Below are 25,273 nucleotides of genomic sequence, written 5' to 3'. Positions count from 1 at the left end.
CCGTCGGGCCCGAAAATGCTGATGAAACCAGTCCCCAACCGAAGCGGGTTGCAGGGGAGTGGACGTCTCCGTGGGCGTAAAGGTTCCCATCTGAGGCGGCATTTGGCCAGCGTTAATCACTGGGGAGGTGGAAATCTGGCGCGAGAAAACAGCGGGTTAATGCGCTGTAGGCGTTGAAATAACTGCCCTGTGGCCTTTTGTCGTGATAAAGCGATTGTTTGCTGAATTCGTTTGCAGGTCCGGCCTCTTCGCGGGGCAAGCCCGCTCCTACAAGGGGATCGTCAACCTGTAGGAGCGGGCTTGCCCCGCGAAGAGGCCGGGCCTGCAACCGCTGATGCGGCCGATTTTGGTCCAGGCCCAAGTTCAGGTATGATATCGCCCCTTTTAAATCCCCCAGTCAGGCGATTTCCCATGACCAACCAGGCCGCCGAAGTCGCGAAGCGCCGCACTTTCGCAATCATTTCCCACCCCGACGCCGGTAAGACCACCATCACCGAGAAGCTGCTGCTGATGGGCAAGGCCATTGCCGTCGCCGGTACCGTGAAGTCGCGCAAGTCCGACCGCCACGCCACCTCCGACTGGATGGAAATGGAGAAGCAGCGCGGCATCTCCATCACCACCTCGGTGATGCAGTTCCCGTACCGCGAGCACATGATCAACCTGCTCGACACCCCCGGCCACGAAGACTTCTCCGAAGACACCTACCGTACCCTGACCGCGGTGGACTCGGCGCTGATGGTGCTTGACGGCGGTAAAGGTGTAGAGCCGCGGACCATCGCCCTGATGGACGTGTGCCGCCTGCGCGACACGCCGATCGTCAGCTTCATCAACAAACTCGACCGTGACATCCGCGACCCGATCGAACTGCTCGACGAGATCGAAGCGGTATTGAAGATCAAGGCGGCGCCCATCACCTGGCCGATTGGTTGCTACCGCGACTTCAAGGGCGTGTACCACCTCACCGGTGACTACATCATCGTCTACACCCCGGGCCACGGCCACGAGCGCACCGAAGCGAAGATCATCCAGAAACTGGACTCCGACGAAGCCCGTGCCCACCTGGGCGACCAGTACGATTCGTTCGTCGAGCAGCTGGAGCTGGTGCAAGGTGCCTGCCATGAGTTCGACCAGGACGAGTTCATCAACGGCCAGCTGACCCCGGTGTTCTTCGGTACTGCGCTTGGCAACTTCGGCGTCGACCACGTGCTCGACGCGGTGGTCGATTGGGCGCCGCGCCCGCTGGGCCGTGTCGCCCACGAGCGTACCGTGGAGCCGGTCGAGGAGAAATTCACCGGCTTCGTGTTCAAGATCCAGGCGAACATGGACCCGAAACACCGCGACCGCATCGCCTTCATGCGCATCTGCTCGGGCAAGTACGAGAAGGGCATGAAGATGCGCCATGTGCGCTTGAACAAGGACCTGCGCATCGGCGATGCGCTGACCTTCTTCTCGTCCGAGCGTGAGCAGCTGGAAGAGGCCTTCGCTGGCGACATCATCGGCTTGCACAACCACGGCACCATCCAGATCGGCGATACCTTCACCGAAGGCGAGGCGCTGGGCTTCACCGGTATTCCGCACTTCGCCCCGGAACTGTTCCGCCGCGTGCGCCTGAAAGACCCGCTGAAATCCAAGCAACTGCGCCAGGGCCTGCAGCAGCTGGCAGAAGAGGGCGCGACCCAGGTGTTCTTCCCCGAGCGCAGCAACGACATCATCCTCGGTGCGGTCGGTGTGCTGCAGTTCGACGTGGTCGCCAGCCGCCTGAAGGAAGAGTACAAGGTCGAGTGCGCCTACGAGCCGATCACCGTGTGGTCGGCGCGCTGGATCGCCTGTGACGACAAGAAGAAACTTGAGGAATTCCAGAACAAGGCCATGGAAAACCTGGCCATCGACGGTGGCGGCCACCTGACCTACCTGGCGCCGACCCGGGTCAACCTGGCGCTGATGGAAGAGCGCTGGCCGGATATCAAGTTCCGCGCTACCCGCGAGCACCATTAATAAGTGAAGCGGGGGCCGCTTTGCGGCCCTTCGCGGGGCAAGCCCGCTCCTACAGGGGAATATGAACCTCTGTAGGAGCGGGCTTGCCCCGCGAAGGGCTGCAAAGCAGCCCCATTTCAATTCCCGGCCTTGATACTGGTCCAGATCCGCGTCCTGATACGGTCGATCTTCGCCGGCATCGCTTCCAGGGCATACAGCTTGCCCATCACATCCTCGCTCGGGTAAATCATCGTATTGCCCTTCATCGCTGGCTCCACCAGGCCGTCTGCCTTGAGGTTGCCGTTGGCGTACTGCACGTGGTTGCTGATATTGGCCATCACCTGCGGCTCAAGCAGGTAGTTCATGTAGGCATACCCGGCTTTCTCATCCGGCGCATCGGCGGGCATGGCCACCATGTCGAACCACATTGGCGCACCCTCCTTGGGGATCGAATACCCCACCTTCACCCCGTTCCTGGCCTCTTCGGCGCGGTTCTTCGCCTGCAGCACATCGCCCGAGAACCCCACCACCACGCAGATATCGCCATTGGCCAGGTCGCCGGTGTACTTCGAGGAATGGAAGTAGCTGATGTACGGCCGCACCTGCATCAGCAGCGCCTTGGCCTTGTCGTAGTCGGCCGGGTTCTGGCTGTGGTGCGGCAAGCCCAGGTAGTGCAGGGCGATCGGTAGCAACTCGGGGCCGTTGTCGAGCACGGCGACGCCGCAGCTTTTCAGCTTGCTCATGTATTCAGGCTTGAAGATCAGGTCCCAGGAGTCTACCGGCGCGTTATCGCCTAGCACTGCCTTGACCTTGTCGATGTTGTAGCCAATGCCGGTGCTGCCCCACAGGTACGGAAAGCCGTACTGGTTGCCCGGGTCGTTGACCTCCAGCGCCTTGAGCAGCACCGGGTTGAGGTTGTGCCAGTTGGGCAACTGCGACTTGTCCAGGCGCTTGAGGGCCTTGCCCTGGATCTGCCGGGCCATGAAGTGGTTGGAAGGAAACACCACGTCGTAGCCAGAGTTGCCGGTCATCAGCTTGCCGTCGAGGGTTTCGTTGCTGTCGTACACGTCGTAGGTCGGCACGATGCCGCTGGCCTGCTGGAAGTTTTTCAGCGTGTCGGGGGCGACGTAGCTGGACCAGTTGTAGATCTTTACCGTTTCGGCGGCGCTGGCGATGCTGGCGGCCAGCATCAGGGGGGCGAGGAGGAGCGTGCGCATGTCGGGTTTACCTTGCTTTGTCTGTTGTTATCGAAGGCAGGCGATCAGCGGATCAGAAAATCAGTACGTAGGTCTTGCGCACGGTTTCCTGGATATCCCAGGTGCCAGTGCTGTTGGCCGGTAGCATCAGGGCGTCTCCGGCTTCTATGACCAGGGGCTCGCCACCGTCTGGGGTGAAGGTGCAACGGCCCTTGATGAAATGGCAGAACTCCTGCTGCACGATCTGCCGCCGCCAGCGCCCGGGGGTGCACTCCCAGATGCCGGTTTCGACGCCGTCGCTGCGTTCCACGCAGGTGACCGAGGTCACCGCGACAGGCTCGCCGAGGGGCACCGCGACCGGGCTGGAACTGTCGAGCACGGCGCTGTCTGTGTGTTTGAACTGGGTGATGCTCATGGCCGGTGGATCCTGTATCGGGGTTAGGGAAATCAGTGCATGAAGCCTTCCATGAAGTCCGCTAGCGAGCTGGCCAGGCGCCGCCTCCAGGGCGCGCTGGCGGGGTTGGCGAGGGTCCGGTCCTCGTGGACGAAGCTCTGGATGATCGCGTTGTAGCCCAGCCAGCGGCACGGCTCGGGCGGCCAGCTGGCCAGGCTCGACAGTGGGCGGTTGTCGAGCACCCAGGGCTGTGCGGTCAGGGCGTTGTGCTGGTTGAGCATCAACGCCGCCAGGGTGCGGCCAGCGAGGTTGGTGGCGCCCACCCCTTCGCCGCCATAGCCGCCGGCCAGGGCAATGCCGCGCTGGCGGTCGCACAGCATGTGCGGGCGAAAGCGCCGCGCCATGCCCAGGTTGCCGCCCCAGGAATGGGTGATGCGGGCATGCTTGAGCTGCGGGAACAGTTCGCCGAACAAGTAACGGCGCAGCTCGATCTCCTGCTCGTTCAAATTGAACTGCTCGCGCAGGCGGCCGCCGAAGCGGTAGCCGCCACGGGCGCCGAATACCAGGCGGTTGTCGGCCGTGCGCTGGCCGTAGGTGACCTGGCGGCTGCTTTCACTGAAGGCCTGGCCCTGGGAAAGGCCGATCTGTTCCCAGGTGGATTCCGGCAGCGGCTCAGTGGCCACCAGCAGGCTCTGCACCGGCAACTGGTGCTTGCCCAGGGGCGGTAGGCTGGCGGCGTAACCCTCGACGGCGGGCACCATCCACTGGCAGCGGATACGCGCCAGCGGCGAACGCACTTCACCGGGCTGCCAGTCGACGGCCGGGGTGTTTTCGTAGATGGGCACGCCCAGCGCTTGCACCGCCCGGGCCAGGCCACGGGCCAGCTTGGCCGGGTGGATGGTCGCGGTGTGCGGGCTGTAGATGGCGCCATAGGCATTGCTGACGCGAAGCTGCGCATCCAGCTGTTCAGGGCGCAACCAGCGGTAGTCGTCCTCGGTCATGCCCTGGCGATAGAGGTCGTCGAGGTAGGCCCGTAGGCCGCGCTCCTGCTCAGGGTAGCGTGCGGCGCAGTACAGCACGCCGCCTTTGCGGTAGTCGCAGTCGATGCCTTCGCGTTGCAGCACGCTGTGCACTTCATCGGGAATGCCATGCAGCAAGTCGATGCTGGCGCGGCGCTGTTGCGGCGACAGGGTGGCGAGCAGGCGGTCTTCGCCCAGCAGGTTGCCCATCAGCCAACCGCCGTTGCGCCCAGAGGCGCCGAAGCCTGCAATGTTGGCCTCGATCACCGCGATGTTCAGCTGCGGCGCCTGGCGCTTGAGGTAGTAGGCCGTCCACAGGCCGGTGTAGCCGGCGCCGATGATGCACACATCGACTTCAAGGTCCTGGCGCAGGGCCGGCCGCGCACACAGCGGCTCGTCGAGCTGGTCCATCCACAGGCTGAGCGTGCGCAGGGGTTGCATCGGGTTTTGCTCCACATCCGTCAAGGTCTGTGGGCGATCCTAGAAGGGTTGGCCGATGGCTGTCTTACGTGCGTGCACGCAGGGAAATTTGCTTGAGGTAAGCCTTGGGGGTGAGGCCTGTGTGTTCGCGGAAGCACTTGTAGAACGCCGACAGCGAATTGAAGCCTGCGTTGAACGCCAGCTCGTCGATGGGCGCTTCGACGCTGTCGTCGTCGAGGCTGGCCATCAGATGCTGCAGGCGCGCCTGGTTGACGTAGCGGTAGAAGCTTTGCCCCAGCACCTGGTTGAGCAGGTAGGAGATCTGGTTGCGGCTGTAGCCGCTGGCGTCGGCCACTTGCTGCAGGTCCAGTTCCGGGTCGAGGTAGGGGCGCTGGCGCAGGAAGTAGTGCTCCAGGTCCTGGGCCATGGTCGACAGTTGCCGTGGCGACAACCCAAGGCGGCTGGTGGCCGGGCGCGGGCCGCTGCTGGCCAGGCCCTGGCCGCCCTGGCGCACCAGGGTGGCGTACTCGTTGACCCGCCAGATCAGGCCGTCCTTGACGGTGATCGCTTCACTGGACTGGAACGCCACCAGGCCGTCACCGCCCTGCACCGTGACCTGGTACTGGATGAACGCCGTGCAGCCGTCGACGCGGATGCGGTCGCTGTGGACGATGTCCTCGCCCGCTTCACGGGGCAGGCAGGCGCGCACGTAGTCGCGCAGTTCGCCATGGCCGAGCACGCGGTTCTGGAAGAAATCGTGGTACTGCACCTCGGGGTGGTAAAGCGCGATCACGCCGTCGAGGTCGCGGTGTTTCCAGCACAGGTGGTAGCGCAGCACGGTGTCGGCAGTGAGCGGGGTCTGGGCGGGGGTGTCGGGCAGGGTCATGAGCGAATCATGCCTTGGCTTGGGGGCGTGGACAAGAATGCAGAACACCTGATGCAGATTGGCGATTCGCGCATTTTGCACGGTTGTGATGCGATCTTGAGTGCTAACTCATTGATTTTCTTGAATGTCATTTTTTGTCACAACTGGCATAGCCGCTGCAATGGTTACTGCGCGAATGGAATTCTCGCTAACAACCCAAATACAGGCGAACACATCATGATCCCCTCTGCCGACTACCCCGTTGTCGATTCCCAAAGCCGCTCAGGCGTGTCCTGGGCGGCGATCTTCGCTGGTGCTGCCGCGGCCGCTGCCTTGTCCCTGATCCTTGTGGTGCTGGGGGCGGGATTGGGCTTTGCAGCCACCTCCCCTTGGGCCGGTGAAGGTGCGAGCGCCAAGGCCTTGGGCATTTCCACCATCGTCTGGCTGCTGCTCACGCAGATCATCGCCTCGGGCCTGGGTGGCTACATGGCGGGCCGGTTACGGGTGAAGTGGGCGAACCTGCATGGCGATGAGGTGTATTTCCGCGACACTGCACACGGCTTCCTGTCCTGGGCGGTGGCGACCCTGGTGGCAGCGATGCTGGTACTGGGAACCGCGGGCAATCTGGTCGGTGCGGGCGCTAGTGCGGCGTCGCAGGCAGCGACTGTCACAGCCGCCGCAGGGGGCGCCGCAGCCGCAGACAAGAACAGCAATTCGATGGGGTATTTCGTCGACAGCCTGTTCCGTGGCGACGGGCCTGCACCGGTGAGCGAGGATGCGGCCAACGGCGTAGCCGCGCGCATCTTGGCCAAGGGCTTTGCCAGTGACGGTGCCTTGCCGGCAGAGGACCGTGCCTACCTTGCGCAACTGGTGGCGCAGCGCACCCGCCTGACCGTGCCGGAAGCAGAGGCGCGTGTCGATCAGGTGATGGCCCAGGTGCAGCAGCTGAAAGTGGATGCCAAGCAGGCGGCTGACAAGGCAGCCAAGGTGGCCGCGTGGACAGCCCTGTGGACCTTTGTCGCGCTGCTGTGCGGCGCGTTCTTCGCAAGCCTTGCAGCGCTGTTCGGTGGCCGTCGTCGCGACCACGTGCTGTGGCTGGAAGGGGAATATGTGACTCACCGTACCGTTCAACGTTAAGCCAGGAGAACCGACATGCGCTCATTACTGCTGTGGATGCTTGGGGTGCCTATTCCCGTCATCATCCTGATCGCGATTTTCATGCATTGACATAGGGAGCCGCTTTGCGGCCCATCGCGACCTGCGGTCGCTCCTACCAGGGATCATCATGTTGATCGCGGTTTTTGGTAGGAGCGACCGCAGGTCGCGATGGGCTGCACAGCAGCCCCGCAATCTAACGCCTAGAGAAACTGCTCGGCATAATGGCAAGCCACCTGCCGGCTGCTCACCTGCCGCAACACCGGCACCTCGGCAGCACAGCGCTCGGTCGCATGCGGGCAGCGTTTGTGAAACGCGCACCCATCCGGCGGGTTCAGCGGGTTAGGCAATTCCCCGGCAATGCGAATCTTCGGCTTCAACGGGTCCGGGTGAATTGCCGGCGTCGCCGACAGCAATGCCTGGGTATACGGATGCAGAGGCTTGTCGTAGATATCCTCCTTGGGCCCCATCTCCACCGGCCGCCCGAGGTACATCACCAGCACCTGATCCGCCACATGCCGCACCACCGCCAGGTTGTGCGAAATGAACACGTAGGCGGTGTTGAACTCCTTCTGCAGGTCCATGAACAGGTTCAGCACCTGGGCCTGGATCGACACGTCCAGCGCCGAGGTCGGCTCATCGGCCACCAGCACCTTCGGTTGCAGCATCATTGCCCGGGCCAGGGCGATGCGCTGGCGCTGGCCACCGGAGAACATGTGCGGGTAGCGTTGGTAATGCTCGGGGCGCAGGCCCACCTGCTCCATCATCTTCTGCACTTTCTCGCGGCGTTCGGCCTTGCTCAGTGAGGTGTTGATCAACAGCGGCTCAGCCAGCTGGTCGCCGATCTTCTGCCGCGGGTTGAGCGAGGCGTAGGGGCTTTGGAACACCATCTGCACGTCGCGGCGCAGTTGCTTGCGCTCGGTCTTGCTGGCGCCCTTGACCTCGGTGCCGGCAATTTGCAGCGAGCCGGAAGAGGGTTCCTCGATCAGGGTCAGGGCCCGCGCCAGGGTCGACTTGCCGCAACCGGATTCACCTACCACCGCCAAGGTCTTGCCAGCCTCCAGTTCGAACGACACGCCATTGAGCGCGCGCACCGTGGCATGGCCCTTGAACAGCCCGCGAGACACTTCGTAATGCCGGGTCAGTTCCCGGGCAGTGAGAACGACGGCCATCACGCCACCTCCTGGTTCAGCGGGTAGAAGCAACGCACCAGGCCATGGGCCTGGGGATCGAGGGACGGGCGCTGGCGCCGGCAGTTGTCCTGCACATACGGGCAGCGCGGTGACAGCAGGCAGCCCACCGGCCGGTCGTAGCGGCCCGGCACGATGCCGGGCAGGGTAGCCAGGCGCTCGGCGCCAATGCTGTGCTCGGGAATCGCCGCCAGCAGCGCTTCGCTGTAGGGGTGGGCGGGCACATCGAACAGCTCGGGCACCTGGCCCACTTCCACGGCTTGGCCTGCGTACATCACGCACACCCGCTTGGCGGTTTCGGCGACCACGGCCAGGTCGTGGGTGATCAGGATGAGCGCCATGTTGCGCTCCTTCTGCAGGTTCACCAGCAGTTCCATGATCTGCGCCTGGATGGTCACGTCCAGCGCTGTGGTGGGCTCGTCGGCAATCAGCAGCTTGGGCTCGCCGGCAATCGCCATGGCGATCGCCACGCGCTGGCTCATGCCGCCGGACAGCTGGTGCGGGTAGGCGTCCAGGCGGCTTTCGGCAGCCGGGATCTCGACTTTCTTCAACAGCTCCAGGGCACGCTGGCGCGCCGCCTTGCCCTTGAGGCCCAGGTGCTGGCGCAGCACTTCCTCGATCTGGTAGCCGACCGTGTAGCTGGGGTTCAGGGCGGTCATCGGGTCCTGGAAGACCATGGCGATGTCCTTGCCCACCACCTTGCGCCGCTGGCGGCCGCTGAGCTTGAGCATGTCGGTGCCGTCGAAGGTCAGGGCATCGGCCGTGATGCGCCCGGGGGCATCAATCAGGCCCATCAGGGCCATCATGGTGACCGACTTGCCCGAGCCAGACTCACCGACGATGGCCAGGATCTCGCCGGCGTCCACGGCCAGGTCCAGCCCGTCGACCACAGGCACCGCGTTGGCGTCGCCGAAGCGCACGTTCAGGTTGTTGATCTGCAACAGTGACATGGCGTTCTCCTCAGGCGGCGTTCTTGAGTTTCGGGTCCAGCGCATCGCGCAGGCCGTCGCCCATCAGGTTGATTGCCAGCACACTGAGCAAAATGGTCAGGCCGGGCAGGCTTACCACCCACCAGGCGCGCTCGATGTAGTCGCGGGCCGAGGCCAGCATGGTGCCCCACTCCGGGGTTGGCGGCTGTACGCCAAGGCCCAGGAAGCCCAGGGCGGCGGCGTCGAGAATTGCCGAGGAAAAGCTCAAGGTGGCCTGCACGATCAGCGGCGCCATGCAGTTGGGCAGCACGGTGACGAACATCAGCCGGGGCAGCCCGGCGCCGGCCAGGCGGGCGGCAGTCACATAGTCGCGGTTCAGCTCGCCCATTACCGCGGCGCGGGTCAGGCGCACGTAGGAAGGCAGGGACACGATGGCGATGGCGATCACGGTGTTGATAAGGCCAGGGCCGAGGATAGCGACGATGGCCACGGCCAGCAGCAGCGATGGCAGTGCCAGCATCACGTCCATCAGGCGCATGATCGAGGGGCCCAGCACCTGCGGGAAGAAGCCGGCCAGAAGGCCCAGCAGGATGCCCGGAATCAGCGAGATCACCACCGACGACAGGCCGATCAGCAGCGACAGCCGTGCGCCCTGGATCAGCCGCGACAGCAGGTCGCGGCCCAACTCGTCGGTGCCGAGGATGAATTGCCAGGTGCCGCCGTCCAGCCACACCGGCGGGGTCAGCAGGAAGTCGCGGTACTGCTCGCTGGGGTCATGCGGGGCGACCCATGGCGCGAACAGTGCGCAGAACACCACCAGGCACATGAAGGCCAGGCCCATTACCGCGCCCTTGTTGCGGGCGAAGGCCTGCCAGAATTCCTTGTACGGCGAGGGGTAGAGCAGGCTCTGGTCCACCGGGCTTGCCGGTGTGACGGATTTTGCAATCGGGGTAGTCATGGCGAAGGCCTCAGCGCTGATGACGGATGCGTGGGTTGGCCAGGCCGTAGAGGATATCCACGACGAAGTTGACCAGGATCACCAGGCAGGCGATCAACAGGATGCCGTTCTGGACCACGGGGTAGTCACGGGCGCCGATGGCTTCGATCAGCCATTTGCCGATGCCCGGCCAGGAGAAGATGGTTTCGGTCAGCACGGCGCCGGCCAGCAGCGTGCCGACCTGCAGGCCGAACACGGTCAGTACCGGGATCAGCGCATTGCGCAGGCCATGCACGAATACCACCCGGGCCGGGGACAGGCCCTTGGCGCGGGCGGTACGGATGTAGTCCTCGCGCAGCACTTCAAGCATTGAGGAGCGGGTCATGCGGGCGATCACCGCCAGCGGGATGGTGCCGAGCACGATGGCCGGCAGGATCAGGTGCATCACCGCGTCCTTGAACGCGCCTTCCTCGTCGCTGAGCAGGGTATCGATGAGCATGAAGCCGGTTTTCGGCTCGATGTCATAGAGCAGGTCGATGCGCCCGGACACCGGGGTCCAGCCCAGGCTTACCGAGAAGAACATGATCAGGATCAGGCCCCACCAGAAAATCGGCATCGAATAGCCCGCCAGGGATATGCCCATCACCCCGTGGTCGAACAGCGAACCGCGCTTGAGCGCGGCAATCACCCCGGCCAGCAGGCCGACCACGCCTGCGAACAACAGCGCGGCCATGGCCAGCTCCAGGGTGGCGGGGAACAGGGTAAGGAACTCGCTCCACACGCTTTCGCGGGTGCGCAGCGATTCGCCAAGGTCGCCGTGGGCCAGCTTGCCGACGTAGTCCACATACTGGGCCGGCAGTGGCTTGTTCAGGCCCAGGCGCTCCATGGCCTGGGCGTGCATTTCGGGGTCGACCCTGCGCTCGCCCATCATCACTTCCACCGGGTCGCCGGGGATCAGGCGTATGAGCGCGAAGGTCAGCAAGGTGATACCGAAGAAGGTCGGTATCAGCAGGCCAAGGCGCCGGGCAATAAAACTCAACATTGTCGGGGTTACCTCATCAGGCCGTGGGGCGATCAGCCCATTACGGCGGTGCCGCCGGTTCCCGTGTGGGTCGCCGGCGATCGTTGTTGTTCTACTTCACCCGGGTGGTGGCGAAGTTGTTGTTGGTCAGAGGGTTGATCACGTAGCCCTCCACGTTGTCACGCATGGCGGTGAACATCTTCGGATGGGCCATGCTGATCCAGGGTTGATCGTCATCGTACACCTTCAAAGCCTCGGCATAGAGCCTGGCGCGTTCGTCGTTGTCGATCACTTCGCGGGCGCGGGTAATCAGCTCCTGGAATTTAGGGTTGCACCAGCGCGCATAGTTCTCGCCGGTCTTGGCGGCATCGCAGCTGAGCAGGGGGCTGAGGAAGTTGTCGGGGTCGCCGTTGTCGCCGGCCCAGCCGGTAGACACCAGGTCGGCCTCGCCCTTCTTGGCCCGGCGCAGCATCTCGGCCCACTCCATCACGCGGATGTCCAGCTTGAGGCCGATCTGCTTGAGGTCGGCCTGCAGCATCTCGGCGGAAAGGCGCGGGTTGGGGTTGGTCGGGCCACCGCCGTTGCGGGTGAACAGGGTGAGCACCGCGCCGTCCGGTACGCCCGCTTGCCTGAGCAGTTCGCGGGCCTTGGCCAGGTCGCGGGGCGGGTTCTTGTTGTCGGTGTTGTAGCCGATCATGGTCGGTGGGTAGGGGTTCACGCCGACCAGGGCGTTGCCCTTGCCGAACAGCTGGTCGACGTGGGTCTGGCGGTCGAAGGCCATGTCGATGGCTTTGCGCACGCGCACGTCGCTCAGGTACTTGTGTTCGGTGTTCATCGCAATGTAGCCGGTGACCAAGGCTTCGATCCCGGCGACCTTGAGCCTGGGGTCGGCCTTGATCGACGGCACGTCATCGGGTTTGGGGTACAGCGCCACCTGGCATTCGTTGGCGCGCAGCTTCTGCAGGCGCACGTTGCTGTCGGTGGCGATGGCAAACACCAGCGCTTCGCTCGGCGGCTTGCCGCGGAAGTAGTCCGGGTTGGCCTTGAAGCGCACCTGGGCGTCCTTGTTGTAGCGCTGGAAGATGAACGGGCCGGTGCCGATCGGCTTGCTGTTGAGGTCGCCCGTCTTGCCGGCCTTGAGCAGCTGGTCGCCATATTCGGCGGAGTAGATCGAGGTGAAGGCCATGGCCATGTCGCGCAGGAACGGCGCTTCCGGGCGGGTGAGGGTAATCACCACGGTGTGGTCGTCGGCCTTGCTCACCGACTTGAGCAGCTGCTTGAACGCCATGCTGTCGAAGTACGGGTAGCCAACGCTGGTCTTGTCGTGCCAGGGGTGCTTCGGGTCGAGCTGGCGGTTCAGGCTCCACAGCACGTCATCGGCGTTGAAGTCGCGGGTGGGGGTGAAGTAGTCGGTGGTGTGGAACTTCACCCCCTGGCGCAGGTGAAAGGTGTAGGTCAGGCCGTCGGGGGAGGTTTCCCAGCGTTCGGCCAAGGCCGGCTGGATATCGGTGGTGCCGGGCTTGAAGTCCACCAGGCGGTTGAACAGCGTCTCGGCCGAGGCGTCGGCGGTGACGGCGGTGGTGTACTGGACGATGTCGAAGCCTTCAGGGCTGGCTTCGGTGCACACCACCAGCGGTTTGGCCGCCACCTGGCCGGCAGCGGCCAGGATGAAGGCTGCCAGGGTGGTGCGAAGCATTGGCGATTTCATGTGTTCTCCCTGCTTGCATTGATTCCAGCGTAGCCGCCACGGCCCGTTGTTGGCGCGGGCCGTGGCGCCAGTGGTCAGAGAATGTTGAACGGAATGGTGGTGACGATGCGCAATTCGTCCAGGCTGCCATCGGCCTGGGCCTTGCTGGCCCGGTGGGCGGTGTAGGTGGCGCGGATGCTGGTGTCTTTCAGCGGCCCGCTCTGCACCGCGTAGCTGGTGCCGATGCCCCACTCGTAGTGGGTTTCGCCGTCCATGCCGGTGACGTCGTAGGCGCTGCCCTTGTAGTGGGTGCCGTCGATCCCCCAGCCGCGGGCGTTGTACAGGTTGAACTTCAGGCCCGGCACGCCGTAGGGCGCCATGTTCAGCACGTAGGAAATCTGCAGCGATTTCTCGTTGGGGCCGTTGAAGTCCGACAGCAGCGAGTTGGCCAGGTAGATGCCGTTGGTTTCGTGCAGGTAGTCGAAGTACTCGTTGCCGTTGACCTGCTGCCAGGACGCCGTGAGGGTGTGGGCCTGGTGGGTCAGGCCCAGCGACAGGCTGTAAGTGTCGTTGTCGATGTCACCCATCTTCTTGCTGCCGGTGTCCACGGTCTTGTAGTAGTTCAGGCCCGTGGTCAGGGCCAGCACGGCGCTGTCGCCGAGCACGTGGTTGGCGCCGACGTAGTACTGGTTCCAGAAGTCGTCGACCCGGGTGGCGTAGAGGCTGGTGCTCAGGCTCTTGAGCGGCTGGTAGTTGATGCCGGCGGTGCTGGCGCGGTCGGTTTCGACACCGGTGGCGCCGTATTCACTGCGAAACTTGCTCAGGCTCTGTTCGGTACGCGGCGAGACGCGGTCGAAGGTGCCCAGGTCGAAGCTCAGGTTGTCGAACTCGGCGCTGTGCAGGAACGCGCCCTGGAAGCTCGACGGCAGGGCGCGGTTGCCGATGTAGGCGATCATCGGCGTGTCCACCGACTGGCGGCCCACGGTCAGGGTGGTGTTGGACACCCGCGCCTTGACGTTGGCCAGGCCCATCTTGCTCCACTGGCCCAGCGGGTCGCCGTCGCTGTGGGTCAGGGTGCGGTTGTTCGGCCCGGCAATCGCCGCACGGCCCTGTTCCAGGGCGATGGCGTTGTAGCCGGCGGCCTCGACGGCAAAGCCGACGGTGCCCTGGGTGAAGCCGGAGCTGTAGTTGAGGATGGTGCCTTGCAGCCAGTTGTCACGGCTGTGGGTGTCGTGGCGCGTGCCGTCGGCCTTGTAGTACTTCCACAGCGGTGCGCGGGTGGCGCGTTCGCGGGCGTACCAGTTGCGTGTGGTGCCGGACAGGCTCTGGCCGTCGATGAAGCCTTTGGCGGCGTCTTGCTCGCTGCTGGATTTCAGGCTGAACGGGATGTAGTCCTGGCTTTGCGGGTCGGCCTGGGCGGTGCTGGCCAGGGTGGCGAGGGCTAATGCGGTTAGGGTAAATACTTTCAAGGTGAAGCTCCCTTTCTGTTTTTGTTCGTTGTGGTGTGGCCTTGTGGGCCGGGGTGTTGCCAGGGTTGCCCGGGGTGGTGGGCCAAATTGGGGGCGTTGTGTGGGGTTTGCTGGCCTCTTCGCGGGGCAAGCCCGCTCCTACAGGGGGGAACGTGATCCCTGTGTGGGCGCGGGCTTGCCCGCGAAGAGGCCGGGCCTGGCTATCGCCTAATCGACACTCACGCCGGAAAAGTCATTGCGCCCGAACGGGCTGACCTTGAAATCGGCCACCTTGATACTCAAAGGCTGGTTGACGGTGGAATGGGCCACCGGGGTGATCGGCACCTGTTGCTTGAGCCGCTGCTGGGCCTGCTGGTACAGCGCCGTGCGCTGCGCGCGGTCGGTGACCTGCTTGGCCTGCTTGACCAGGCGGTCGTACTGCGGGTCGCACCACAGCGAGTAGTTGTTGCTGCCGATGGCATCGCAGTTGTAAAGGGTGCCCAGCCAGTTGTCCGGGTCGCCGTTGTCGCCGGTCCAGCCGATCAGGGCGATGTCGTGTTCGCCGCTTTTCATGCGCTTGAGGTACTCACCCCATTCGTAGCTGACGATGCGCACCTTGAAACCGAGCGTGTTCCAGTCGGCCTGGAGCATTTCGGCCATCAGCTTGGCGTTGGGGTTGTAGGGGCGTTGCACGGGCATGGCCCACAGGGTGATCTCGGTGCCCGGCTCGACCCCGGCCTGCTGCAGCAATTGCCTGGCCTTTTGCGGGTCGAACGGGGCGTCCTTGATGCTGTTGTCATAGGACCACTGGGTTGGCGGCATGGCGTTGACCGCCCGTTGCCCGGAGTCCTGGTACACCGCCTGGAGGATCGCCTGCTTGTTGACCGCCATGTCCATGGCCTGGCGCACTTCCAGGCGGTCGAACGGTGGGTGCTGGGTGTTGTAGGCGATGTAGCCGAGGTTGAAGCCCGGTTGCTGCAGCACCTGCAGCTTGCCATCGGCCTGCAGCGCCGGCAGGTCGGCCGGGCGCGGGTGCAGGGTGACCTGGCATTCGTTGCGGCGCAGTTTCTGGATGCGCACCGAAGGGTCGGTGTTGATCGAGAACACCAGGTTGTCGAGCTTCACCTGCTCGGGCGCCCAGTAGTCCTTGTTGCCCTTGTAGCGAATCTGCGAGTCCTTCTGGTAACGCTGGAACACGAACGGGCCGGTGCCGATCGGCTGCTGGTTGATGTCGCTGGGGCGCCCGCTGGCCAGCAGGTGGTCGGCGTATTCGGCAGACAGGATGGAGGCAAAGCTCATCGCCAGGTTCTGGATGAACGCGGCATCGACCTTGTTCAGGGTGAACACCACGCTCAGCGCGCCGGTTTTCTCGACGCTGGCGATGTTCTTGTCCAGGCCCATGCTGATGAAATAGGGAAACTCGGTAGGGTAGGCCTTACGGAACGGGTGGTTTTTGTCGAGCATGCGGTTGAAGGTGAACAGCACATCGTCGGCGTTGAAGTCGCGGCGGGGGGTGAAGGCCTTGTTGGCGTGGAACTTCACGCCTTCGCGCAGGTGGAAGGTGTAGCGCAGGCCATCGTCGGACACCTCCCAGCGGGTTGCCAGGGCCGGTTGCACGGCGGTGCCGCCGCGTTCGAATTCCACCAGGCGGTTGTAGATCGGCTCGGCGGCATCGTTGTCGGTGGCGCTGGTGTACTGGGCGGTGTCGAAGCCCGCCGGGCTGCCTTCGGAGCAGAACACCAGGTTCTTGGCGTGAAGGGCAGGGGCCTGGCTGAGCAGGCCCACGGCGAGCAGGGTCGAAAGGCGAGTGACGTGGCGCATGGCGGTTCCTTTTCCAGCTGTTTTCACCGCCCCGGGGTACCAATGGCGGCAACAGTTTCCCGCCCCCGTCGCGGGTAGCGTCGGGGCGGATGGCGAGTGCGTGTGTGCGGTGAGGTGGACCCCGCCGTGGCTCGGCGGGGCCAGGGACCGGCCCTAGTTATCCACGCTGACACCGTAGAAGGCGTTCAGCGCGAACGGGCTGATCTTGAAGTCCTTCACCTTGGCGCTCATCGGCTGGTACACCGTGGAGTGGGCGATCGGGGTGATTGGCACCTGTTCCTTGAGGATGTGCTGGGCCTTCTGGTACAGCTCGGTGCGCTTGGCCTGGTCGGAGGTGGCCTTGGCCTGCTTGATCAGGTCGTCGTAGGGCTTGTAGCACCACTTGGAGAAGTTGTTGCCGTCGATGGCATCGCAGCCATACAGGGTGCCCAGCCAGTTGTCCGGGTCGCCGTTGTCGCCGCTCCAGCCAATCAGCATGGCGCCTTGTTCGCCGCCTTTGGAGCGCTTGATGTACTCGCCCCATTCGTAGCTGACGATCTTGGCCTTGATGCCGATCTTGGCCCAGTCCGACTGGAGCATTTCGGCCATCAGCTTGGCATTGGGGTTGTAGGGGCGCTGCACGGGCATGGCCCACAGGGTGATCTCGGTGCCTTCCTTGATGCCGGCCTGCTTGAGCAGTTGCTTGGCCTTTTCCGGGTCGTAGGGGGCGTCCTTGATGCTGGTGTCATAGGACCACTGGGTGGGCGGCATGCCATTGACCGCCAACTGGCCGGCGCCCTGGTACACCGACTCGATGATCTTCTTCTTGTCCACGGCCATGTCCAGCGCCTGGCGGACCTCCAGCTTGGCCATCGGGTTGGGCTCGTTGCTGCCCTTGATCTTGTCCATCACGTTGTAGGCGATGTAGCCCAGGTTGAAGCCGGCCTGCTGCGGCATCTGCAGGTTCTTGTCGGCCTTGAGCGGCTCGATGTCGGCCGGGCGCGGGAACAGGGTGACCTGGCACTCGTTCTTCTTCAGCTTCTGCATGCGCACCGAGGCGTCGGTGGTGATGGCGAAGATCAGGTTGTCGATCTTCACGTCCTCGGGCTTCCAGTAGTCCTTGTTGCCCTTGAAGCGGATTTGCGCGTCCTTCTGGTACTTGCTGAACACGAACGGGCCGGTGCCGATCGGCTTCTGGTTGATATCGGCGGCCTTGCCGTCCTTGAGCAACTGGTCGGCGTATTCGGCCGACTGGATCGAGGCGAAACTCATGGCCAGGTTCTGGATGAACGCGGCGTCCACTTCGTTGAGGGTGAACTTGACGGTGTGCGCGTCGACTTTCTCCACCTTGGCGATGTTCTTGTCCATGCCCATGTCGGTGAAGTAGGGGAACTCGGTGGGGTAGGCCTTACGGAACGGGTGGTTCTTGTCGAGCATGCGGTTGAAGGTGAACAGCACGTCGTCGGCGTTGAATTCGCGGGTGGGCTTGAAGTAGTCGGTGGTGTGGAACTTCACCCCTTCGCGCAGGTGGAAGGTGTAGGTCTTGCCGTCGTCGGCCACATCCCACTGGGTTGCCAGGCCCGGGATCACGGCGGTGCCGCCACGTTCGAACTGGGTCAGGCGGTTGAACACGGTTTCTGCCGATGCGTCGAAGTCGGTTCCGGTGGTGTATTGCCCCGGGTCGAAGCCTGCCGGGCTGCCTTCTGAGCAGAACACCAGGTTGGACGCGGCGTGGGCCAAGGGGGCCCCGGCCAGTAGGCCTGTGCCGAGCAGGAACGGAATGACTGCGTGTTTAAGCATGGTGGCCTCATTCTTGTCATTTTTGATTTGAGGTGGCCTCGTGAGCCGACCTGCGGATACTTATGCAGGGGATATTCCCAATGCAACACTCAGGAGGATAGTTGGCGTCAGAAAAGTAGTACGAGCGTACATGGATGTCGCATTCGTATAACTTTCAGCGAAGTTGAACGTTTGCGTGGGCGAAATGATGGCTTTTTACGAGATGTTTCGGGGCGGGGGAGTTTGTAGGACGCACTTCTCTGGTGCGTAGGAAATTTCCGTAATTCGTGTAAGAGCGAGATTTTTTGTAGGAGCGGGCTTGCCCCGCGAACACCGGCAAAGCCGGTGCCATCCACCGCATTGCCAGTCTCCGCGGGGCAAGCCCGCCTGGATTCAAGGCATCTGTACTTCGATCAACCCATCGGCATTCATGCTGACTTCACTGGTGCCAGCCTCGATATCCGGCGCTGGCGCCGCCTGGTCCGCCGCCTTGGCCATCATCGCCATCGGTGCGCTGCGCAGGTAAGGGCGCGGGTAGCCGGAGCTGTTGAGGTTCAGGCTCACCACCTTGTAGCCCTTGCCGCCGAGTGCTTCGGTGGCCAGTTGCGCACGGGCCTTGAAGGCGTTCACCGCATCCTTGAGCAGTTCATCCTCGCTGGCCTTGCGCGTGGCCGGGGCGATGGAGAAGTCCATGCCACCCATCTTCAAGTCTTGCAGCAGGTCGGCGGTGAGCTGGGACAAGGCCGGGAAGTCGGCGCTTTCCAGGCGCACCTCGGCACGTTCGCGCCAGCCGGTGATCTTCTGGCCCTTGGCGTCGTACACCGGGTAGCTGTTGCGGCTGCCCTGGCTGATTTTCACGTCCTTGACCTGGCGCGCCTGCTGCACCGCCTTGTTCATGGTTTCGGTGATCTGCTTGGCGAGCTTGCCCGGGTCGGTGTTCTGCGCTTCGCTGTAAAGGGTCACGACCATCAGGTCGCGCGCCACTTCCTTGCTGACTTCGGCGCGCAGCGACACCTGGTTGTAACGCGGCTCGTCGGCAGCCAGCGCTGGCAGGCTGGCGAGCAGGCCGCAGGAAAGAACGAGGGCGGCGCCGCGACGTGGCATGTGCATGGGTTACTCCTTGGCAATTAGTGGGCGTGAGTTCTGGCTGTCTATATCACGCATGGCCCATCAGACCCGGAGCAGTGTAGTGGGTTCAAAAGTGCCACCATGAACTTGTGACAAAGTGTGGCGCTTTGCCGCATCGCTGCAGCGAGGCGCCCGGCTTCGGTATACTCCAGCCGATTTTCCTGGAGCACTCATCAGGAGAGCTCATGCTCGCTGCCGTACAACCGCTGTCCGCCACACGCCAGAACCTCTGGCGCCTGACCGTAATCCGGGTTTTGGTCCTGGCCGCCCAGGCCGGCTCCGTGGGCGTCGCCTACTGGACCGACCTGCTGCCGCTGCCCTGGCTGTCGCTGGCCGCGACCCTGGCCTTGTCGTCGATTCTCTGTGCCTTCACGGCGCTGCGCCTGCGCCTGTCGCTGCCGGTTACCGAAACCGAATACGCCCTGCAACTGGCCTGCGACCTGTTGATCCATAGCGCCTTGCTGTACTACACCGGTGGCTCGACCAACCCGTTCGTGTCGTATTACCTGGTGCCACTGGCGATTGCCGCGGTGACCTTGCCGTGGCTGTATTCGCTGATCCTTTCCGGCATCGCCCTGACCGCCTACAGCCTGCTGCTGGTGAAGTTCTACCCGCTGGAGGGGCTGCCGCTGGCGCGGGACAAGATGCAGGTCTATGGCATGTGGCTGAGCATCGCCCTGGCCGCAGCGGTGATTACCTTCTTCGCGGCGCGCATGGCCGAAGAATTGCGCCGCCAGGAACAGCTGCGCGCCGAGCGCCGCGAAGAAAGCCTGCGCGACGAACAGTTGCTGGCCGTGGCCACCCAGGCCGCCGGCGCCGCCCACGAGCTGGGCACGCCCCTGGCGACCATGAGCGTGCTGCTCAATGAGATGCGCCAGGACCACACCGACCCCTTGCTGCAGGAAGACCTGCAGATCCTTCAAGACCAGGTCAAGCTGTGCAAGGAAACCCTGCAGCAACTGGTGCGCGCCGCCGAGGCCAACCGCCGCCTGGCCGTGGTCGAGCAGGACGTGACCGTGTGGCTCGACGAGGCGCTGAACCGCTGGCACCTGATGCGCCCGGAGGCCAGCTACCGCTTCCAGCGCCTGCGCGACGGCCAGCTGCCACGCCTGACCCCGCCGCCAGACCTGACCCAGGCGCTGCTGAACCTGTTGAACAATGCCGCCGATGCCTGCCCGGACGACCTGCAGGTGACCCTCGACTGGGACGCCCAGGATATCCTGATCAGCATCCGCGACCATGGCCCCGGCGTGCCGCCGGCCATTGCCGAAGCCATCGGCAAACCCTTCATTACCACCAAGGGCAAAGGCTTCGGCCTGGGCCTGTTCTTGAGCAAGGCCAGCGTGACCCGTGCGGGCGGTTCGGTAAAACTCTATAGTCATGAACAGGGTGGCACCCTGACCGAACTGCGCCTGCCCCATGGCAAGCGAGGAGATGAATGATGAGCGAAGAAAACCAGGTCGAAAGCGAAGAGCTGCCGCACCTGCTGCTGGTGGACGATGACGCCACCTTTACCCGGGTCATGGCCCGCGCCATGAGCCGCCGCGGCTTTCGCGTGAGCACGGCCGGTTCCGCCGAGGAAGGCCTGATCCTGGCCCAGCAGGACCTGCCTGACTACGCCACGCTGGACCTGAAAATGGAAGGCGACTCGGGCCTTGTGCTGCTGCCCAAGCTGCTGGAACTGGACCCGGAAATGCGCGTGGTGATCCTGACCGGTTACTCAAGCATCGCCACGGCGGTGGAAGCGGTCAAGCGCGGCGCCTGCAACTACCTGTGCAAGCCGGCCGACGCCGACGACGTGCTGGCAGCGCTGCTGTCCGAGCATGCCGACCTGGACACCCTGGTGCCGGAAAACCCGATGTCGGTGGACCGCCTGCAGTGGGAGCACATCCAGCGCGTGCTGAACGAACACGAAGGCAACATCTCGGCCACCGCGCGGGCCTTGGGCATGCACCGCCGTACCCTGCAGCGCAAATTGCAGAAGCGACCGGTTCGCCGCTGAATCAGCTCAGGCTTCTTCGCGGGGCAAGCCCGCTCCTACAGGGATCGCAACCTCCTGTAGGAGCGGGCTTGCCCCGCGAAGAGGCCGGTAAAAACTTCCCTGAAGTCCCGCTCGATCCCCGCATTTCCTGATGTGTTGGCGTATCATTAGCCACCTAACGGCAACCCCTTCAGGACCGCTTGCGCATGCTTGCCCTTCTTATCCAGACGCTGAACATCACGGCGCCCGTCTTCGCCATGCTGTTCATGGGCGTGCTGCTCAAACGCATCCACCTGATCGACGACAACTTCAACCGCGTCGCCTCGCAACTGGTGTTCAACGTCTGCATGCCGGCGCTGCTGTTCCTTGGCATCTACCATGCCGACCTCGCCGCCGCGGTCAAACCCAAGGTCATCCTCTACTTCGTCGCCGCCACCCTGGTGGGCTTCGCCGTGGCCTGGGGCATGGCCATCTGGCGCAGCCCGCTGGCCGACCGCGGCATCTACACCCAGGGCGCGTTTCGCGGCAACAACGGGGTTATCGGCCTGGCCCTGGCGGCCAGCCTCTACGGTGACTACGGCATCTCCCTGGGCGCGGTGCTCGCGGGCCTGGTGATCCTCATGTACAACTCGCTGTCGGCCGTGGTGCTGGCGGTGTACAGCCCGGACTTGAAGTCCGACCCCTGGAGCATCTGCAAGAGTATCTTCAGCAACCCGCTGATCCTCAGCGTGCTGGTGGCCACGCCCATGGCCTACGGCCAGGTGCCGTTGCCCAACTGGCTGCTTACCTCCGGCGACTACCTGGCGCAGATGACCCTGCCACTGGCGCTGATCTGCATCGGTGGCACCCTGTCGCTGGCGGCCCTGCGCGACAGTGGCAGGCTGGCCATCGACGCAAGCCTGGTGAAGATGGTCTGGCTGCCGCTGATCGGCACGCTCGGGGCCTGGCTGTGTGGGTTCCGCGGTGCGGAGCTGGGCATCCTGTTCCTCTACATCGGCAGCCCCACGGCGGCGGCCAGCTACGTCATGGCCCGCGCGGCCAATGGCAACCATGAACTGGCGGCCTCAATCATCGTGATTACTACGCTAATGGCGGCGATTACCACCAATATTGGTATTTTCATCTTGCAGTGGGGCGGATGGATCTAGATCCTTGACTGCAAACAACAGCAACAACACTGCCTCACTGAGCCAAAGGACACTTCATGCAAGACCAGAGCACGCCCGAGCAGCTTAAGCGCGGGCTGAAGAATCGCCATATCCAGCTGATCGCGCTGGGCGGTGCCGTGGGTACCGGGTTGTTCCTGGGCATCGCCCAGACCATCCAGCTGGCCGGCCCCTCCGTTTTGCTGGGCTACGCCATTGCAGGCCTGATGGCCTTCCTGATCATGCGCCAGCTGGGCGAAATGGTGGTCGAGGAGCCGGTTGCCGGTAGCTTCAGCCACTTCGCCCACCAGTACTGGAGCGAATTCGCAGGGTTCGTCTCGGGCTGGAACTATTGGGTGGTGTACGTGCTGGTGGGCATGGCCGAGCTCACGGCCGTGGGCATCTACGTGCAGTACTGGTGGCCGGAATTCCCCACCTGGGCGACGGCGGCGATCTTCTTCGTGGCGATCAACCTGATCAACCTCACCCAGGTGAAGGTGTACGGCGAGATGGAGTTCTGGTTCGCCCTGGTGAAGGTGGTGGCGATCATCAGCATGATCGGCTTTGGCGCCTGGATGCTCGCCAGCGGCCACGGCGGCGCGGATGCCAGCGTGGCCAACCTGTGGCAGTACGGCGGGTTCTTCCCCAATGGCGTCAGCGGCCTGGTGATGGCGCTGGCGGTGATCATGTTTTCGTTCGGCGGCCTGGAGCTGGTGGGTATTACCGCCGCCGAGGCCGACAACCCGCGCCAGAGCATTCCCAAGGCCACCAACCAGGTGGTGTATCGCATCCTGATCTTCTACATCGGTGCGCTGGCGGTGCTGCTGTCGCTGTACCCGTGGCAGAAGGTGGTGCAGGGCGGCAGCCCGTTCGTGATGATTTTCCATGAACTGGACAGCGACCTGGTGGCGACCATCCTCAACATCGTGGTGCTCACCGCTGCGCTGTCGGTTTACAACAGCTGCGTGTACGCCAACAGCCGCATGCTGTTTGGCCTGGCCAGCCAGGGTGACGCACCGCGCCAGTTGCTCAAGGTGAGCCGCAGTGGCGTGCCGCTGACGGCGCTGGGGGTGTCGGCGTTCGCCACCGGCCTGTGTGTGGTTATCAACTACCTGATGCCGGGTGAGGCCTTTGGTTTGCTGATGGCCTTGGCGGTGTCGGCGCTGGTGATCAACTGGGCGAGCATCAGCATCACCCACCTGAAGTTCCGCAAGGCCAAGCTTGCAGCCGGTGTCACGCCGTTCTACAAGAGCTTGGGGCACCCGCTGACCAACTACCTGTGCCTGGCATTCATCGTGCTGATTCTGGTGGTGATGTACCTGACCCCGCCGATTCGCATTTCGGTGATGCTGATTCCGGGGTGGATTCTGCTGTTGTGGGTGGCCTTCAAGATCAAGAAAGCGCGGCAGGCGTAGGCCAGGCGCCGCTGAGCGGCGCATCGCGAGCTACGCTCGCTCCTACCGGTACAGCGCAATCCTGGTGCGACGCATACCGGTACAGCGCAATCCTGGTGTGACGCATGCTGGTACAGCGCAATCCTGGTGTGACGCATACCGGTACAGCGCAATCCTGGTGCGACGCATACCGGTACAGCGCAATCCTGGTGCGACGCATACCGGTACAGCGCAATCCTGGTGTGACGCATGCCGGTACAGCGTGGACCTGGTAGGAGCGAGCGTAGCTCGCGATGCTTTTTCAGTGCTGGCGCCGCCAGGCGCGCAGGGTGGTGTACAGCAGCACCAGGCCCAGCACCGGCAGCACATAGAACAGCATCAACCGCTCCAGCCGCCCTGCCAGCGGCATGCCCATGGTAAAGGCCGCCACGTGCAGGCCGTAGGCCAGGTACAGGCACAGAAACACCAGCCCTTCTGCGCGTGTTACCCGGTAGCCGGAGTAGAACACCGGCAAGCTCAGCGCAGCGACGCCCAGCATCACCGGGAAATCGAAGCCCAGGGCGTTGGGTGAAATGCTCAGCGGCTGTGGAGCAACCAGCGCGGTCAGCCCAAGCACCGCCAGCAGGTTGAACAGGTTGCTGCCGATCACCGTGCCCACGGCAATCTCGCGCTCACCGCGCAGGGCGGCGACCAGGGCGGTGGCCAGTTCCGGCAGCGAGGTGCACACCGCAACCACGGTCAAACCGATTACCCGTTCGGACAGCCCCAGGTCGGTTGCCACCTCCACGGCAGCCTCCAGCAGCAAATGCCCGGCCAGGCTGAGCAACAGCAGCCCGAAAAGCACCTGCAGCAAGGTCGCCGACCAGAACCGTGCGGCGCTGACGGCCACCGGGGGCGGTGCGGGGTAGGTGCGTGAATAATGGCGCGACTGGTGCCAGAGCATGGCCAGGTAGCCCCCCAGTGCCAGCAGCAACAGCAGGCCTTCGATCCGGCCCAGCTGGCCATTGCCGCACAGGGCATAGACCAGCCCGCTGGCCACGATCATCAGGGGGATGTCCAGGCGTACCAGTTGGCGTGAAACCCGCAGCGGGATAATCAGTGCCGCCAGGCCGAGAATCACCAGCACATTGAAGATGTTGCTGCCGATCACGCTGCCCACGGCCACGTCGGGCGCGCCCTGGTAGGCGGCCTGCAGGCTCACGGTCAGTTGCGGTGCGGTGCTGCCGAAGGCCACCAGGCTCAGGCCGATGATCAATGGTCGCACGTGCAGGCGCAGGGCCAGGCGCAACGCCGCGCGCACCAGCAATTCGGCCCCGGCGACCAGCAGCGGCAGGGCGATGCACAGTTGCAGCAGGCTGGAAGTGGGGAGGGTGGCCAGGTCGAAAATGATGAAGACTCCTGTCGGCTCAGTCGCTCAGCCCTTGTACCCGGACGCGCGCCGTTCCGCTACGGAGCATGCCGATTTTTTCTGCAGCCGCGCGTGACAGGTCGATCAGGCGCCCGCGTGTGTGCGGGCCGCGGTCGTTGATGCGCACCACGACGCTGCGATCGTTGGCCAGGTTGGTAACCAGTACCCGGCTGCCGAACGGCAGGCTGCGGTGGGCGGCAGTCAGGCCGTGCTGGTTGAAGGCATCGCCGCTGGCGGTGCGTTTGCCGTGGTGGCGTGAGCCGTAATAGGACGCGGTGCCGGTTTCGTCGTAACCGCGGGGGTCAATGTCGTGGCTGGCGCAGCCGGCCAAGACGGAGAAGAGGGCGAGGGTGCTGAGGGATCGCTTTAGCAATTCAGATGCTCTCCAGGGCGGCCATTCGCG

At 63.9% G+C, this 25,273-nt stretch carries 21 protein-coding genes; 6 read left to right on the top strand and 15 right to left on the bottom strand.

Annotated elements, in window-relative coordinates:
- Window positions 1-411: 411 nt before the first annotated feature.
- Window positions 412-1,995: a peptide chain release factor 3 gene (locus F3J44_RS20625; protein ID WP_167060626.1), complete on the top strand. Its 1,584-nt coding sequence runs from the start codon at window positions 412-414 to the stop codon at window positions 1,993-1,995.
- Between the two features lie 116 nt (window positions 1,996-2,111).
- Here the strand turns inward: F3J44_RS20625 and F3J44_RS20620 are convergent, their stop codons facing one another.
- The 4 genes from F3J44_RS20620 to F3J44_RS20605 all read right to left on the bottom strand — a co-directional run bounded on the left by F3J44_RS20620 (window position 2,112) and on the right by F3J44_RS20605 (window position 5,889).
- Window positions 2,112-3,191: a polyamine ABC transporter substrate-binding protein gene (locus F3J44_RS20620; protein ID WP_167060623.1), complete on the bottom strand. Its 1,080-nt coding sequence runs from the start codon at window positions 3,189-3,191 to the stop codon at window positions 2,112-2,114.
- Between the two features lie 52 nt (window positions 3,192-3,243).
- On the bottom strand, window positions 3,244-3,585 hold the full coding sequence (locus F3J44_RS20615; protein ID WP_167060620.1) for a cupin domain-containing protein: 342 nt from the start codon (window positions 3,583-3,585) through the stop codon (window positions 3,244-3,246).
- A gap of 32 nt (window positions 3,586-3,617) precedes the next feature.
- Window positions 3,618-5,024, bottom strand: a complete 1,407-nt coding sequence (locus F3J44_RS20610; protein ID WP_167275486.1) for an FAD-binding oxidoreductase — start codon at window positions 5,022-5,024, stop codon at window positions 3,618-3,620.
- A 64-nt stretch (window positions 5,025-5,088) separates the two neighbouring features.
- Window positions 5,089-5,889 (bottom strand): nuclear transport factor 2 family protein, encoded by an 801-nt coding sequence (locus F3J44_RS20605; protein WP_167060612.1) that lies wholly within the window; start codon window positions 5,887-5,889, stop codon window positions 5,089-5,091.
- Window positions 5,890-5,916: 27 nt separating this feature from the next.
- On the opposite strand from F3J44_RS20605, the gene F3J44_RS20600 reads away from it, so the two are divergent.
- The gene (locus F3J44_RS20600) at window positions 5,917-7,005 is read left to right on the top strand and encodes a hypothetical protein (protein ID WP_370526770.1); all 1,089 of its coding nucleotides are present in this window, start codon (window positions 5,917-5,919) and stop codon (window positions 7,003-7,005) included.
- Between the two features lie 221 nt (window positions 7,006-7,226).
- On the opposite strand, the gene F3J44_RS20595 is transcribed toward F3J44_RS20600, so the two are convergent.
- From F3J44_RS20595 to F3J44_RS20555, 9 genes are all read right to left on the bottom strand, one after another.
- Window positions 7,227-8,195 carry a peptide ABC transporter ATP-binding protein gene (locus F3J44_RS20595; RefSeq protein ID WP_167060609.1) on the bottom strand — a complete coding sequence of 323 codons (969 nt, stop codon included), beginning with the start codon at window positions 8,193-8,195 and terminating at the stop codon, window positions 7,227-7,229.
- Window positions 8,195-9,163 (bottom strand): ABC transporter ATP-binding protein, encoded by a 969-nt coding sequence (locus tag F3J44_RS20590; protein ID WP_167275484.1) that lies wholly within the window; start codon window positions 9,161-9,163, stop codon window positions 8,195-8,197. The genes F3J44_RS20595 and F3J44_RS20590 overlap by 1 nt, the downstream gene beginning before the upstream one ends.
- A gap of 10 nt (window positions 9,164-9,173) precedes the next feature.
- Window positions 9,174-10,100: an ABC transporter permease subunit gene (locus F3J44_RS20585; RefSeq protein ID WP_167060603.1), complete on the bottom strand. Its 927-nt coding sequence runs from the start codon at window positions 10,098-10,100 to the stop codon at window positions 9,174-9,176.
- Window positions 10,101-10,110: 10 nt separating this feature from the next.
- The gene (locus tag F3J44_RS20580) at window positions 10,111-11,121 is read right to left on the bottom strand and encodes an ABC transporter permease subunit (protein ID WP_167275481.1); all 1,011 of its coding nucleotides are present in this window, start codon (window positions 11,119-11,121) and stop codon (window positions 10,111-10,113) included.
- 91 nt (window positions 11,122-11,212) lie between these two features.
- Complete coding sequence (locus tag F3J44_RS20575; RefSeq protein ID WP_167275479.1) at window positions 11,213-12,808, bottom strand: ABC transporter substrate-binding protein; 1,596 nt, start codon at window positions 12,806-12,808, stop codon at window positions 11,213-11,215.
- A gap of 74 nt (window positions 12,809-12,882) precedes the next feature.
- A complete protein-coding gene (locus tag F3J44_RS20570; RefSeq protein ID WP_167060594.1) occupies window positions 12,883-14,256 on the bottom strand; it encodes an OprD family porin in 1,374 nt (457 codons plus the stop codon).
- Window positions 14,257-14,463: 207 nt separating this feature from the next.
- Complete coding sequence (locus F3J44_RS20565; protein ID WP_167275476.1) at window positions 14,464-16,056, bottom strand: ABC transporter substrate-binding protein; 1,593 nt, start codon at window positions 16,054-16,056, stop codon at window positions 14,464-14,466.
- Between the two features lie 153 nt (window positions 16,057-16,209).
- Entirely contained in the window at window positions 16,210-17,835 is a 1,626-nt protein-coding gene (locus F3J44_RS20560; RefSeq protein WP_167275473.1) for an ABC transporter substrate-binding protein, read from the bottom strand.
- A 372-nt stretch (window positions 17,836-18,207) separates the two neighbouring features.
- The gene (locus F3J44_RS20555; protein WP_167060585.1) at window positions 18,208-18,924 is read right to left on the bottom strand and encodes an SIMPL domain-containing protein; all 717 of its coding nucleotides are present in this window, start codon (window positions 18,922-18,924) and stop codon (window positions 18,208-18,210) included.
- 203 nt (window positions 18,925-19,127) lie between these two features.
- Between F3J44_RS20555 and F3J44_RS20550 the strand changes: the two genes are divergently transcribed.
- From F3J44_RS20550 to F3J44_RS20535, 4 genes are all read left to right on the top strand, one after another.
- Window positions 19,128-20,384 (top strand): ATP-binding protein, encoded by a 1,257-nt coding sequence (locus tag F3J44_RS20550; protein WP_167060582.1) that lies wholly within the window; start codon window positions 19,128-19,130, stop codon window positions 20,382-20,384.
- Window positions 20,384-20,944 carry a response regulator transcription factor gene (locus F3J44_RS20545; RefSeq protein WP_167060579.1) on the top strand — a complete coding sequence of 187 codons (561 nt, stop codon included), beginning with the start codon at window positions 20,384-20,386 and terminating at the stop codon, window positions 20,942-20,944. The genes F3J44_RS20550 and F3J44_RS20545 overlap by 1 nt, the downstream gene beginning before the upstream one ends.
- A 185-nt stretch (window positions 20,945-21,129) precedes the next feature.
- Window positions 21,130-22,071 (top strand): AEC family transporter, encoded by a 942-nt coding sequence (locus F3J44_RS20540; RefSeq protein ID WP_167060576.1) that lies wholly within the window; start codon window positions 21,130-21,132, stop codon window positions 22,069-22,071.
- A 56-nt stretch (window positions 22,072-22,127) separates the two neighbouring features.
- Entirely contained in the window at window positions 22,128-23,483 is a 1,356-nt protein-coding gene (locus F3J44_RS20535; RefSeq protein WP_167275471.1) for an amino acid permease, read from the top strand.
- 280 nt (window positions 23,484-23,763) lie between these two features.
- Here the strand turns inward: F3J44_RS20535 and F3J44_RS20530 are convergent, their stop codons facing one another.
- Window positions 23,764-24,807 (bottom strand): calcium/sodium antiporter, encoded by a 1,044-nt coding sequence (locus F3J44_RS20530; protein WP_167060760.1) that lies wholly within the window; start codon window positions 24,805-24,807, stop codon window positions 23,764-23,766.
- 61 nt (window positions 24,808-24,868) lie between these two features.
- Complete coding sequence (locus F3J44_RS20525; RefSeq protein ID WP_167060570.1) at window positions 24,869-25,243, bottom strand: septal ring lytic transglycosylase RlpA family protein; 375 nt, start codon at window positions 25,241-25,243, stop codon at window positions 24,869-24,871.
- Window positions 25,244-25,273: the final 30 nt, after the last annotated feature.

It is taken from the genome of Pantoea sp. Tr-811 (assembly GCF_011752535.1).
Lineage (GTDB): Bacteria > Pseudomonadota > Gammaproteobacteria > Pseudomonadales > Pseudomonadaceae > Aquipseudomonas.
Note: the sequence above shows the minus strand (reverse complement) of the source record. Positions and strands in the feature narration are given on the sequence as shown.

What these genes read in the sequence shown, in the direction of transcription:
- F3J44_RS20535 (WP_167275471.1), top strand. Translation starts at nt 22,128, where the DNA reads ATGCAAGACCAGAGCACGCCCGAGCAGCTTAAGCGCGGGCTGAAGAAT.
- F3J44_RS20540 (WP_167060576.1), top strand. Translation starts at nt 21,130, where the DNA reads ATGCTTGCCCTTCTTATCCAGACGCTGAACATCACGGCGCCCGTCTTC.
- F3J44_RS20580 (WP_167275481.1), bottom strand. Translation starts at nt 11,121, where the DNA reads ATGTTGAGTTTTATTGCCCGGCGCCTTGGCCTGCTGATACCGACCTTC.
- F3J44_RS20555 (WP_167060585.1), bottom strand. Translation starts at nt 18,924, where the DNA reads ATGCACATGCCACGTCGCGGCGCCGCCCTCGTTCTTTCCTGCGGCCTG.
- F3J44_RS20575 (WP_167275479.1), bottom strand. Translation starts at nt 12,808, where the DNA reads ATGAAATCGCCAATGCTTCGCACCACCCTGGCAGCCTTCATCCTGGCC.
- F3J44_RS20625 (WP_167060626.1), top strand. Translation starts at nt 412, where the DNA reads ATGACCAACCAGGCCGCCGAAGTCGCGAAGCGCCGCACTTTCGCAATC.
- F3J44_RS20560 (WP_167275473.1), bottom strand. Translation starts at nt 17,835, where the DNA reads ATGCTTAAACACGCAGTCATTCCGTTCCTGCTCGGCACAGGCCTACTG.
- F3J44_RS20550 (WP_167060582.1), top strand. Translation starts at nt 19,128, where the DNA reads ATGCTCGCTGCCGTACAACCGCTGTCCGCCACACGCCAGAACCTCTGG.
- F3J44_RS20620 (WP_167060623.1), bottom strand. Translation starts at nt 3,191, where the DNA reads ATGCGCACGCTCCTCCTCGCCCCCCTGATGCTGGCCGCCAGCATCGCC.
- F3J44_RS20610 (WP_167275486.1), bottom strand. Translation starts at nt 5,024, where the DNA reads ATGCAACCCCTGCGCACGCTCAGCCTGTGGATGGACCAGCTCGACGAG.
- F3J44_RS20545 (WP_167060579.1), top strand. Translation starts at nt 20,384, where the DNA reads ATGAGCGAAGAAAACCAGGTCGAAAGCGAAGAGCTGCCGCACCTGCTG.
- F3J44_RS20565 (WP_167275476.1), bottom strand. Translation starts at nt 16,056, where the DNA reads ATGCGCCACGTCACTCGCCTTTCGACCCTGCTCGCCGTGGGCCTGCTC.
- F3J44_RS20605 (WP_167060612.1), bottom strand. Translation starts at nt 5,889, where the DNA reads ATGACCCTGCCCGACACCCCCGCCCAGACCCCGCTCACTGCCGACACC.
- F3J44_RS20585 (WP_167060603.1), bottom strand. Translation starts at nt 10,100, where the DNA reads ATGACTACCCCGATTGCAAAATCCGTCACACCGGCAAGCCCGGTGGAC.
- F3J44_RS20595 (WP_167060609.1), bottom strand. Translation starts at nt 8,195, where the DNA reads ATGGCCGTCGTTCTCACTGCCCGGGAACTGACCCGGCATTACGAAGTG.
- F3J44_RS20590 (WP_167275484.1), bottom strand. Translation starts at nt 9,163, where the DNA reads ATGTCACTGTTGCAGATCAACAACCTGAACGTGCGCTTCGGCGACGCC.
- F3J44_RS20615 (WP_167060620.1), bottom strand. Translation starts at nt 3,585, where the DNA reads ATGAGCATCACCCAGTTCAAACACACAGACAGCGCCGTGCTCGACAGT.